The following is a 10,687-nucleotide window of genomic DNA, read 5'->3' on the forward strand; positions in this document are numbered from 1 at the left end:
GCCGCCCTTCCCCGCGGCGCCGCCGTTCACGTTCCGTCCGGCTCGCCCGGCCCGTCCACCGTGTCCGCTGCCCCCGGCCCGTCCGGGTATCCCGGCTGCGCCGTGCGGCGGCGGAGCCTGCACCTCGTATTCCGCCCGTGCAGCCACCCTCCAGCCGGGGGGCAGGCTTGCGGGCGCGCCTTCGTTGGCCAGAAACACCACCACCCCGCCGGGGGCCACGTGGTCGCGCACCAGTTGCAGCACCTCCGGCCAGGGCAGAAAGGCGCGGCTCACCACGCAATCCGCCTTGGGCCGCGTAGGCATGAATTCCTCCACCCTGCCCCGGAACACCACGGAGCCCGGCAGGGGATGGCGGGCCAGCACGTTGGACAGGAACAGGGTGCGCTTCTCGCGCGCATCCACAAGATGATAGGTGCCCGCCTGCCACACCGCGCGCAGGGGAATGCCCGGCAGCCCCGCCCCCGCGCCCAGGTCCCACGTTTCCGGAGCCTCGGGCAGGGGCAGCGTGCGCAGAAAACGCGCCAGATGCAGGCTGTCCACGATCAGGGAGCGGAAAGTGGCCTGCCAGGTGTGCGTGCCCACCAGATTCATGACCCGGTTCCACTTCATCAACAGTTCCAGATAGCCCGCCAGGGCCGTCTGCGCGGTTTCCGGCACGTCGTCCGGGCCGAAACCGGCCTCGGCGCACAGCCGGGACAGTTCTTTCAGCGATACGTGGACATCTGCGGGGGGCATGGCGTCTCCTGATGGTGACCCCGTCGGCGCGGCGCGCCGGATGCGGGAGTTGGCGGCCTTGTAGCCGCCCCGGCGCGCGCTGGCAAGCACCGGCAGGCAACAGCGGATGCGGCCAGAGGCAATGGCGGATGGCGGCGATGGCAGATGGCGACAGGGAACACCCAACGGCGGCACGCGTAAGGCCGCTTCCGTGTCCTTTCACGTCCTCGCGTGGCCTTCCGCATGTGCCGCATCAGGCCGCATCAGGCCGCATCAGGCCACATCAGGCCGCATCAGGCCGCGCGGGCGAAAACGACAGCACCACTTGCGTCCGCGCGCGTGTTTGACTATGCAGCGAACGGGCAACGCGGCCGCGCCCGGCATTGCCGCGCACCGTCCTGAGGGGGGCGGTCACCGCGTCCGCCCACGCACGATACCGCACACCACATCGCCGGCATGCACCCGGCACCATTCCCACGTCTGGAGCGACACCCAATGAACCGTACCGACATCGCCATCCTGTTCCCCGGCCAGGGCTCGCAGGAACCCGGCATGGGCCGCGACGTGGCCGACGCCATGCCCGAGGCCATGGACCTGTGGAAAAAGGCCGAACGCGCAAGCGGCCTGCCCCTGCGCGAAATCTACTGGGACGGCGGCGACGACAAGGCCATGGCCGATACCCGCAACCTGCAACCCGCGCTGACCGTGGTCAACCTGTCCCTGTGGCTGCGCCTTGCCGGACGCGTCACCCCGGCCTGCGCCGCCGGGCACAGCCTGGGCGAATACGCGGCTGCCGCCGCCAGCGGCGCGCTTTCCGTGGACAGCACCCTGGAACTGGTGGCCCTGCGCGGCCGCCTGATGGCCGAGGCCGACCCCGACGGCAAGGGGTCCATGGCCGCCGTGCTCAAGCTTTCGCAGGCCGACGTGGACGCCGTGGTGGCGGAGGCCGCCGAAGCCACCGGCCAGATGATCCGCATCGCCAACTACAACACGCCGGGCCAACTGGTGCTGTCCGGCACGCGCGACGCCATCGCCGATGCCGCCGCCAGGGTCAAGGACCGCAAGGGCCGCGCGCTCGTCCTGCCCGTCAGCGGGGCCTTCCACAGCCCGCTCATGGACGAGGCGGCGAAGGAACTGGCCAAGGCCATGCGCACGGCCACCTGGTCGCGCCCGCGCTTTGCCGTGTACTGCAACGTGACCGGCCAGGCCGTCACCGACGGCGAATCGCTGCACGAGGTCATGACCCGGCAGATGACGTCCTCCGTGCAGTGGATCGCCACCGTGACCAACCAGTGGAACGCCGGGGTGCGCCGCTGGGTGGAATCCGGCCCCAAGGGCGTGCTGACCAAGATGGTGGGCCCCATACTTGCCGCGTCGGGCGTGCCCGCCGCCGAGGAAGGCGGGTGGACGGCGGAAGGCGCGGGCAGCCTGGAACAGGCCGACGCGTTGTCGTTCTAGCAGCGCGCCACCGCTCTCCGCTCGCGCGGGCGGACAGGCAGACATCACGCTGGCCGGGTGTGCGCATGCGCACCCGGCCCTTCTTCGCGTGCGTGGCCCCTTCCATGCCGTTGCGCAGTCGTTGCGCCGGGGCTGGCCCTGCCTGCTTCGCGGCAAACACGCCGCGTGTCACCGCCATGTTCCCCGCCCCGGCACCGCGTGCACCCCGCCGGTACCGATCATCCCGACGGCTTTGCAGTCGCGCCGTTTTCTGGTACACGACCCTCTTCGGACAAGCGCCCCGCCCTTGCGGCTCCGTACCCGCCCACCCGCGTGACAGGCCGCTTGCGGGCCTTTGCAGGCAGGTGAGGGCAACCTCGGGCCATCCGGCGATCTGCGGCGGAGTCCGGCGAGTTCCAGTGATATCCGGCGAAGTCCGGTGCGCTTCGGCACTTCCGCACGGCGGAATCCGCACATTTTTCGTACGGCAGCCAGCGAACAGCGGCCAGCCGCCGCCCACACAGACCGCACAATCCCACAAGCCAACAGGACACCATACATCCATGCGCGCACGTCAGCAGCTGCTGGCCTCCCTTCAGGCCATCGTGAAGGACATGGGGCTTTCCTGGCCCGAAAAGGCCACCCTTGAACCGCCCCGCGACAAGTCGTTCGGCGACCTTGCCGCCAACATCGCCCTGGTGCTTTCGAAGGACGCGGGCGTGCCCCCGCGCGAACTGGCCTCGCGCCTTGCCGGTGCCCTGCGCGATTCCGACCCGGCCATCGCCTCCGTGGACATTGCCGGGCCGGGCTTCCTGAACGTCACCTACTCGCCCGACTTCTGGCGCGAAACCGTGCTGCACGTGGAAGCGGCGGGCGAGCGTTACGGCGCCACCAACGTGGGCGCGGGCCGCAAGGCGCAGGTGGAGTACGTGTCCGCCAACCCCACCGGGCCGCTGCACATCGGCCACGGGCGCGGCGCCGCCCTTGGCGACTGCCTGGCGCGGGTGCTGCGCTTTGCCGGGTACGACGTGACCACCGAATACTACATCAACGACGCCGGTCGGCAGATGCGCCTGCTGGGCCTTTCCGTCTGGCTGCGCGCGCTGGAGCTTTCCGGTCGTCCGTTCACCCTGCCCGAGGATTTCTATCGCGGCGACTACATCAAGGACATTGCCGCCGAAATGCTGGCCAAGGACCCCGGCCTTGTGGACCTGCCCGAAGCCGAAGGCCAGGACCGCTGCTTCGAATACGCCATGAATTCCATCATGGACGGCATCAAGCAGGACCTTGCCGACTTTCGCGTGGAGCACCAGGTGTGGTTCTCCGAGCTTTCGCTGGTGCGCGAGGGCGCGGTGGAAAAGACCTTCGAGCGGCTGAAGGCCGCCGGCCTTGCCTTCGAGCAGGACGGCGCGCTGTGGTTCCGCACCACCACCCTCGGCGACGACAAGGACCGCGTGCTGCGCAAGTCCGACGGCACCCTGACCTACTTTGCCTCGGACATTGCCTACCATGACAACAAGTACGACCGGGGCTTCGACCTCGTGGTGGACATCTGGGGCGCCGACCACCACGGCTACGTGCCGCGCATGCGCGCCGCCGTGGCCGCGCTGGGCAAGCGGCCCGAACAGTTCGACGTGATCCTGGTGCAGTTGGTGAACCTGTTGCAGAACGGCGAACAGATCGCCATGTCCACTCGCGCCGGGCAGTTCGAGACCCTGCACGACGTGGTCAGGGAAGTGGGCGCCGACGCCGCGCGGTTCATGTTCCTTTCGCGCAAGAGTGACAGCCACCTCGATTTCGACCTGGAACTGGTGAAACAGCGTTCCATGGACAACCCGGTGTACTACGTGCAGTACGCCCACGCCCGCGTGTGCGCGGTACTGCGCAAGGCGGCGGAACGCTCCATTGTCCTGCCCGCGCGGCTGGACGCGGCGGCGCTGGCCCCGCTGACCCAGCCCGAGGAACTGGACCTGCTGCGCCTTGTGGACCGCATGCCCGACACCCTTTCCGCCGCCGCCGAAGGGCTGGCCCCGCACCACGTCAGCTTTTACCTGATGGAACTGGCGGGCGCCCTGCACAGCTACTATGCCAAGGTGCCGGTGCTGAACGCCGCCGACGCGGAAACCATCGTGGCCCGCCTTGCCCTGCTGCGCGCAGTGGGACAGGCCGTGGCCAACGGCCTGAACCTGCTTGGCGTCGAAGCGCCAGAGGCCATGTAGCGCGCCGCGGCGCGGGAACAAGGCATGGCAGCACCCAGACAAGGGCAGTCCGGGCCGGGTCCGCAAAACGGACGTGGCGGCCAGGGGGCGAAGGATGGCGGACGCAAGAAGGGCGTCTACACCATCAACGTCACCCTGCCCTCGCTCATTTCGGCGGGCATCGTGGCCATCATCGGCTTCGGCTGGGTATTCGTGCTGGGCGTCATCGTGGGGCGCGGCTACAACCCGGAAGAACGCCTGGGCATCGACCGCATCATGCCCAAGCCCGCCGTCAACGCCTCGCAACCCACCCCCATGCCCGGCGGGGTGATCAAGCCGGAAGAACTCCAGTTCATGGATTCGCTGCGCGCCAAACCCGCCCCGGTTTCCGGCAACGCGGGGGTGGCGGTGAACGCTTCGGAGATCGTGGCCAAGAACGGCAAGAAAGACCAGAAGCCCGATCCGAAGGCGGATACCAGGTCCGACCCGAAAAAGGACGCCAAGACGGCTGCCAAAGCCGACGCCAAGGCGGATTCCAAGGCGTCCCAGAAGGCCGAGGCCAAGCCCGACGCCAAAAAGGACGACAAGAAAGCTGCGGCGACCACCGCCGCCGCTCCGAAAGACGTCAAGGATTCCAAGGACGCCAAGGCGGCGGAGTCCAAGCCCGCCGACGGAGAGCGCTTCGACTACGTGTACCAGGTGGCGGCCTACAAGGCGGCGGACCCCGCCAACGCCCTGAAGGCCAAGTTGGAGGCCTCCGGCATCAAGGTACGCCTGGATTCCTCGGTGGAAAACGGCGTGTCGTGGTACCGCCTGAACGCGCTGTTCCGGGGCACCCCCGAGGACACGCGCCAGTTGCGGGCAGCGCTGGCCAAACACGGCATCGACAAGGTCATCCTGCGCAGCAAGACGCCGGTTTCCCGATAGGGCAGCCTTGACGGCATGTTGCGACGGGACTACCTTGCCATGATGTAAAGACGTCAGGAACGGGCTGGCCCCTTCCAGCCTCCTGCCAGAAGCGACCCAAACCGCCCGAAAACTGCACGGGCACCGGCGCGGCCCATCGCCGCGCCACCGGAAGAGGACAGCATGAGCACAGGCCCCGGCATACTCGCCCCCGTTACCGCCCTTGGCGCGGCAACCCTGCGCCTGCTGGGCGAGATGGGAGCCTTGTTCCTGTTCCTGGCGGACGGCCTGCGCCTCATCTTCGCCTCGCCCAAGCAGATACCCAAGATCCTGAACCAGGTGTTCGTCATCGGCTCCAAGTCGCTGTTCGTCATCCTGCTCATCGGGGTGTTCACCGGCATGGTGCTGGGCCTGCAAGGATACTACACGCTGGTCAAGTTCGGGTCCGAAGGGCTGCTGGGAGCCGCCGTGGCCCTTTCGCTGATCCGCGAACTGGGTCCGGTGCTGACGGCCATCATGGTCACGGGCCGGGCCGGGTCGTCCATGGCCGCCGAAATCGGGGTCATGCGCATCACCGACCAGATCGACGCGCTGGACGTCATGGACATCAACCCCATGGCCTACCTGGTGTCCCCACGCATCGCCGCATCGCTGATCTCGTTTCCGCTGCTGACGGCGGTGTTCGATGTGGTGGGCATCCTTGGCGGCTACGTCACCGGCGTCACCCTGCTGGGCATCAACGAGGGCGTGTACTTCTACCGCATCCAGACCAGCGTCGAGATGGCCGACATCACCGGCGGCTTCATGAAGTCGCTGCTGTTCGCGGTCATCGTGGCCACGGTAAGCTGCTACCAGGGCTATTTCACCCACATGCGCCGTGACGGCGTGGGTCCCGAGGGCGTCAGCAACTCCACCACCTCTGCCGTGGTCCTTTCGTGCGTGTTCGTGCTTGTGGCCGACTACGCGCTGACCTCGTTCCTGCTGTAAGAGACCACGGGCATGCGCGCGACTTCCGGATGGGACATACGGCTTGACGCCCTTGCGGTGGGCTACGGCGACCACGTGGTGCTGCACGACGTGAACGCGCTGTTGCCCGCAGGCGAAATTTCCATGATCATCGGCGGCTCGGGCTGCGGCAAGTCCACCCTGCTGCGCCACGTGCTGGGCCTGCAACGGCCCATGGCAGGCACCCTTTCGGTGGGCGGGCGCGACCTGTTTACCCTTGCCGGGCGCGACTTTCGCAAGGTGCGGCGGCGCATGGGCGTGCTGTTTCAGGATGGTGCGCTGCTGGGCTCGCTGACCCTTGGCGACAACGTGGCCCTGCCCCTGCGCGAGCACACCGGCCTGCCCAAGGCCACCATCCGCCAGATCGTGCTGCACAAGCTGGCCCTGGTGGGACTGGCCGACTACGCGGACTACTACCCCAACCAGCTTTCCGGCGGCATGCGCAAACGCGCGGGGCTTGCGCGGGCCATCGTCATGGACCCGCCCATCCTGCTGTGCGACGAACCCACATCGGGCCTGGACCCGGTCAACGCCGCGCGCATGGACCACCTGCTGCTGGACATGCAGGCCAATTTTCCCGGCATGACCATCGTGGTGGTCAGCCACGACCTGCGCAGCCTGGACGCCATCGCCAACTACGTGCTCATGCTGCACGACGGCACGGCGGCCTTCGCGGGGCCGGTGGATGCGTTGCGCGCTTCCGACGACCCATACGTGCGCAGCTTTCTGGACCGCCGGGTCGACGAGGACCAGCGGACCGAGGTGTCGCTGGCGCCGGAGGTACAGCAGGCCCTTGACGCCTGGCTGGAACGCTGACGCCTGGCTGGAACGCCGACGCCTGGTCCTTGCGGCCGGTCGGCGTCGGCAGGCGCGACAAATACTGTCAACCAAAGCCCCCAACGGATACGGGAAGGGCAGCATGAAAAAGTATTCGCGAGAAACATCGGTCGGCATCTTCGTGCTTATCGGACTGCTGTGCGTCGGCTACCTCACGGTAAAGCTGGGGCGCATGGAACTCTTGTCCGACAAGGGCTACACCGTGCACGCCCGGTTCACCTCCATCACCGGCCTGCGCGTGGGGGCGGAGGTGGAAATCGCGGGCGTGCCCGTGGGGCGCGTGGCGGGCATCACCCTGGCGCCGGACAAGCCGGTGGCGGTGGTCAGCCTGCGCATGCAGGAAGGCGTGCACCTCACCGACGATGTCATCGCTTCGGTAAAGACCAGCGGCCTCATTGGCGACAAGTACATCAAGCTTTCGCCCGGCGGTTCTCCGGAACAGCTTGGCGAAGGCGACGAAATCACGGAAACCGAATCGGCCATCGACATCGAATCGCTGATCAGCAAGTACGTGTTCGGAGGAGTCTAGGCATGTTCATGCACACTTTCCGGCGCGCTGCCCTCTTTGCCGCGCCGCTTGTCAAAACCCTGTCCTGCGCCCTGCTCTGCGGTCTGCTCTTCTGGTCCTCACCGGCCCTTGCCGCCACGGACAGCGCGGGTGCCGCCCGCGAGGCCCTGAAGACCTCGGTGGACCGCATTCTCGACATCGTGAAGCAGCCGGGCTACACCGACCCCACTCAGCGCCCCGCGCTCATGGACCAGGTGGAGAACGAAATCCGCCGCATCTTCGATTTTCGCGAATTCTCGGCCCGCACCGTGGGCATGAACTGGCCCTCGTTCACACCAGACCAGCAGGACCGCTTTGCCGAGGCCTTCGCCTCGCTGCTGCGGGCCACCTACCTTGAAAAATTCGACGGCTACACCGGCCAGCAGGTGCTGTTCACCGGCGAGCTGGTCAGCGGCAAGGGCGACAAGGTAGAGGTGCAGACCACCGTGGTGATCAAGGACAAGCAGGTGCCCGTGGCCTACCGCATGCTCCAGAACCGCCAGCAAAGCTGGGTGGTGTACGACGTGATCATCGAAGGCGTGAGCATGGTGAAGAACTACCGTACCCAGTTCCAGGACCTGCTGGAAAAGGGCACCGCCGACCAACTCATCGAGAGGGTGCGCACCAAGGCCGACGAAGTGCGCAAGCAGCCCGTCCAGCCCGCGCCGGGCCAGCCGGGCAAATAGGCCCGCCGCAAGAACATGAACCCGCCTTCGGAGGAGTGCCCATGGCCGCAGGTTCGTTCCGCATCAACATCGCGCTGTGTACGGCGTGTCTTGCCTGTGCCCTGCTGCTGACCCCGGCGGCGGCAAGCGCCGACATGCCCACCGAAGGGACGCCCCATGCCCCGCCCACGGTGACTGCGGACCTTGACGACTACGACACCGGCAACGAGGACATGGTGGCCGACCCGCTGGAAGGCTGGAACCGCATGTGGTTCGCCGTCAACGACGTGTTGCTGCTGAAGGTCATCAAGCCGGTGCACAAGGGCTACGTGGCGGTGACGCCTGACGAACTGCGCAGCGGCGTCCGCAATTTCTTCCACAACCTCGCCTTTCCCCTCCGCTTCCTGAACTGCCTGTTGCAGGGCAAGCCCAAGGAGGCCGGGGTGGAGATGGGCCGGTTCATCATCAATTCCACCGTGGGCATGGCCGGGTTCATCGACGTGGCCAAAAAGGACAAGCCCATCGTGGAGCCGGACAAGGAAGACTTCGGCCAGACCCTGGGCGTATGGGGCGCGGGCGAAGGCTTCTACATCGTCTGGCCGCTGATCGGCCCCAGCACCCTGCGCGACAGCGTGGGCCTTGCGGGCGACTACTTCGCCGAACCGTTCGGCTACATGGTGGACGACGACCTGGCCTACTTCACGGCACGCGGCTACGGCGAATTCAACAAGGCGGACGAGACCATCAGCAGCTATGAAGCCGTGACCAAGAGCGCGGTGGAGCCATACACCTCGGTGCGCAACGCCTACATCCAGATGCGCCGCGCCAAGGTGGCCAAGTAGCCAGACAAACGCCAATTCAATCCCCGAACGATAAAAGGGAGGCCCCATGGGGCCTCCCTTTTATCGTTCGGGGGGGGGGGCTGTCCGACCAGCAGTGTGCTGTTTGCCCATAGGGGCTGTTTCCAAATTAGGATTTTCGTTCGTTGGCGAGGAAAACGAGCCTGCCATGAGGGAATATGCCTCAGCCGTTGGCGAGTCTTCGAGCCTTAGGGATGAGGACCGCATCGCGCTCTTATCGTATTTGACCGAGCCTTATCCGTTAGACGAGCGCGTAGCGCGAGTCTAACGGATAAGGACAGCAAAGCCATGGCAGGCGAAGTTTGACCGCGTTGCGCACGATGCCCGTATCGTTGCTGTCCCCATCCGTACGGCTCGGCGACTCGCCTACGGCTGGGGCAAAGCTCGCAAGCTCGCTTAACGGGCACGCTTCGCGCCCTTCGGGTCGGATGCCAACGGGCGAAAAGACAATTTGGGAACGGCCTCTAGATGGGGGGGGCGATAACGACCACAACCCGCATCTCGGTCTTTGCCCGCACCCCATGGGGCACCCGGATTTCCGAGACCAGCATGTCGCCCTGCTTCGCGGGGATGGCAGCGCCGTCCGCGCCAAGGAATTCGCCCTCGCCCTCGATGACGGTGATGGCCAGTTCGCCGTCGATGTCGTGGCTGTGCACGGGCAGTTCCTGCCCGGCCTTGAAATTGAAATTGATGATCTTGAAGTTTTCCGAGTCGTGCACCAGATTCATGGCGAACCCGGCGTCCTTGAAGATACGCATGTCGTCGAGGCGGATGTGGCGCATGGTGGGCTCCTTTTCTTCGTGGTTCATTGTCGGCTTGTTTTGTAGCGGGCGGCGGTATGCGCCCGGTGCGGTCCTGTTGCGGGGCGGAGTGGTTTCCTCCGCCCTCGCCCATACAATAGGTTCTCCGTGCGGGCCATGCGTGACGCACATCACGGGCGGTGGGCTTTTTCGCTTTTTTTTGCATCCACCCGGCGGATGACGCCCCGCCGCCAACCTGCCCGTTCCTGTACGTTCCCGTCTTTCCGTACGATCCGCCCCCTCCAACTCGGCCCAACTCGGCCCAACGCATCACGGCTCGTCCCGGCCCGGCTCTACCCGTCCGGCCTTGCAGGGCGCCGGGTTGACAGCCCGGTACGGGCAGGCTACCGCTGGCCTTTCCCTGAATCGGCGGCCCGTTGCCGCGCATCATGGCGGCGTGCCCAGGCAGCGCCGCGCAAGGACAGTTTTCATGATCGTCGAAATTGGCTGCATCGCCGTAGGCGTGCCCGCAGGCTATCTGCTGCGCACGCGCCCCGCCGTTGTCGGTGCCGTGGACCGGCTGACCACCTGGTCCATTTACACGTTGCTGTTTCTGCTGGGCCTGTCACTGGGGTCGGACGACGCGCTGGTGGCCAAGGCGGGCGACATCGGCCTGCGAGCCGTGGTCATCAGCATGGCGTCGCTGGCGGGCAGCGTGGCGGCAGGGTGGCTGCTGCAGCATGTGCTGCTGCGCGGCGCGCTGGACGGCCCCGGTGCC

At 66.6% G+C, this 10,687-nt stretch carries 11 protein-coding genes; 9 read left to right on the plus strand and 2 right to left on the minus strand.

The genetic code is table 11. The features are described 5' to 3' along the window. The coding region (locus FVW27_RS00335) for a 16S rRNA (guanine(527)-N(7))-methyltransferase RsmG (protein WP_243838119.1) at window positions 1–735 on the minus strand (735 nt) is incomplete at its 3' end. 474 nt (window positions 736–1,209) lie between these two features. On the opposite strand from FVW27_RS00335, the gene FVW27_RS00340 reads away from it, so the two are divergent. The 8 genes from FVW27_RS00340 to FVW27_RS00375 all read left to right on the plus strand — a co-directional run bounded on the left by FVW27_RS00340 (window position 1,210) and on the right by FVW27_RS00375 (window position 9,151). Next, window positions 1,210–2,172, plus strand: a complete 963-nt coding sequence (locus FVW27_RS00340; protein ID WP_167121782.1) for an ACP S-malonyltransferase — start codon at window positions 1,210–1,212, stop codon at window positions 2,170–2,172. Between the two features lie 542 nt (window positions 2,173–2,714). Further along, on the plus strand, window positions 2,715–4,370 hold the full coding sequence (gene argS, locus FVW27_RS00345) for an arginine--tRNA ligase (RefSeq protein ID WP_167121783.1): 1,656 nt from the start codon (window positions 2,715–2,717) through the stop codon (window positions 4,368–4,370). A 24-nt stretch (window positions 4,371–4,394) separates the two neighbouring features. Next, window positions 4,395–5,276: an SPOR domain-containing protein gene (locus FVW27_RS00350; protein ID WP_167121784.1), complete on the plus strand. Its 882-nt coding sequence runs from the start codon at window positions 4,395–4,397 to the stop codon at window positions 5,274–5,276. A gap of 162 nt (window positions 5,277–5,438) precedes the next feature. Continuing rightward, on the plus strand, window positions 5,439–6,242 hold the full coding sequence (locus FVW27_RS00355) for an MlaE family ABC transporter permease (protein ID WP_167121785.1): 804 nt from the start codon (window positions 5,439–5,441) through the stop codon (window positions 6,240–6,242). Between the two features lie 12 nt (window positions 6,243–6,254). Beyond that, the gene (locus tag FVW27_RS00360) at window positions 6,255–7,076 is read left to right on the plus strand and encodes an ABC transporter ATP-binding protein (protein ID WP_167121786.1); all 822 of its coding nucleotides are present in this window, start codon (window positions 6,255–6,257) and stop codon (window positions 7,074–7,076) included. A gap of 103 nt (window positions 7,077–7,179) precedes the next feature. Next, window positions 7,180–7,626 (plus strand): outer membrane lipid asymmetry maintenance protein MlaD, encoded by a 447-nt coding sequence (gene mlaD, locus FVW27_RS00365; protein ID WP_167121787.1) that lies wholly within the window; start codon window positions 7,180–7,182, stop codon window positions 7,624–7,626. A 2-nt stretch (window positions 7,627–7,628) separates the two neighbouring features. After that, window positions 7,629–8,330, plus strand: coding sequence for a Tgt2/MlaC family protein (locus FVW27_RS00370; RefSeq protein ID WP_167121788.1), 702 nt, complete (start codon window positions 7,629–7,631; stop codon window positions 8,328–8,330). A gap of 41 nt (window positions 8,331–8,371) precedes the next feature. Continuing rightward, on the plus strand, window positions 8,372–9,151 hold the full coding sequence (locus FVW27_RS00375; protein ID WP_167121789.1) for an MlaA family lipoprotein: 780 nt from the start codon (window positions 8,372–8,374) through the stop codon (window positions 9,149–9,151). A gap of 482 nt (window positions 9,152–9,633) precedes the next feature. Here the strand turns inward: FVW27_RS00375 and FVW27_RS00380 are convergent, their stop codons facing one another. After that, window positions 9,634–9,951, minus strand: coding sequence for a cupin domain-containing protein (locus FVW27_RS00380; RefSeq protein WP_167121790.1), 318 nt, complete (start codon window positions 9,949–9,951; stop codon window positions 9,634–9,636). A 448-nt stretch (window positions 9,952–10,399) separates the two neighbouring features. Between FVW27_RS00380 and FVW27_RS00385 the strand changes: the two genes are divergently transcribed. Next, on the plus strand, window positions 10,400–10,687 hold a 288-nt coding region (locus tag FVW27_RS00385; RefSeq protein WP_167121791.1), incomplete at its 3' end, for a LysO family transporter.

It is taken from the genome of Nitratidesulfovibrio liaohensis (assembly GCF_011682075.1).
Classification (GTDB): Bacteria; Desulfobacterota; Desulfovibrionia; order Desulfovibrionales; family Desulfovibrionaceae; genus Cupidesulfovibrio; species Cupidesulfovibrio liaohensis.

What these genes read in the sequence shown, in the direction of transcription:
- FVW27_RS00340 (WP_167121782.1), top strand. Translation starts at nt 1,210, where the DNA reads ATGAACCGTACCGACATCGCCATCCTGTTCCCCGGCCAGGGCTCGCAG.
- argS (WP_167121783.1), top strand. Translation starts at nt 2,715, where the DNA reads ATGCGCGCACGTCAGCAGCTGCTGGCCTCCCTTCAGGCCATCGTGAAG.
- FVW27_RS00350 (WP_167121784.1), top strand. Translation starts at nt 4,395, where the DNA reads ATGGCAGCACCCAGACAAGGGCAGTCCGGGCCGGGTCCGCAAAACGGA.
- FVW27_RS00355 (WP_167121785.1), top strand. Translation starts at nt 5,439, where the DNA reads ATGAGCACAGGCCCCGGCATACTCGCCCCCGTTACCGCCCTTGGCGCG.
- FVW27_RS00360 (WP_167121786.1), top strand. Translation starts at nt 6,255, where the DNA reads ATGCGCGCGACTTCCGGATGGGACATACGGCTTGACGCCCTTGCGGTG.
- mlaD (WP_167121787.1), top strand. Translation starts at nt 7,180, where the DNA reads ATGAAAAAGTATTCGCGAGAAACATCGGTCGGCATCTTCGTGCTTATC.
- FVW27_RS00370 (WP_167121788.1), top strand. Translation starts at nt 7,629, where the DNA reads ATGTTCATGCACACTTTCCGGCGCGCTGCCCTCTTTGCCGCGCCGCTT.
- FVW27_RS00375 (WP_167121789.1), top strand. Translation starts at nt 8,372, where the DNA reads ATGGCCGCAGGTTCGTTCCGCATCAACATCGCGCTGTGTACGGCGTGT.
- FVW27_RS00380 (WP_167121790.1), bottom strand. Translation starts at nt 9,951, where the DNA reads ATGCGCCACATCCGCCTCGACGACATGCGTATCTTCAAGGACGCCGGG.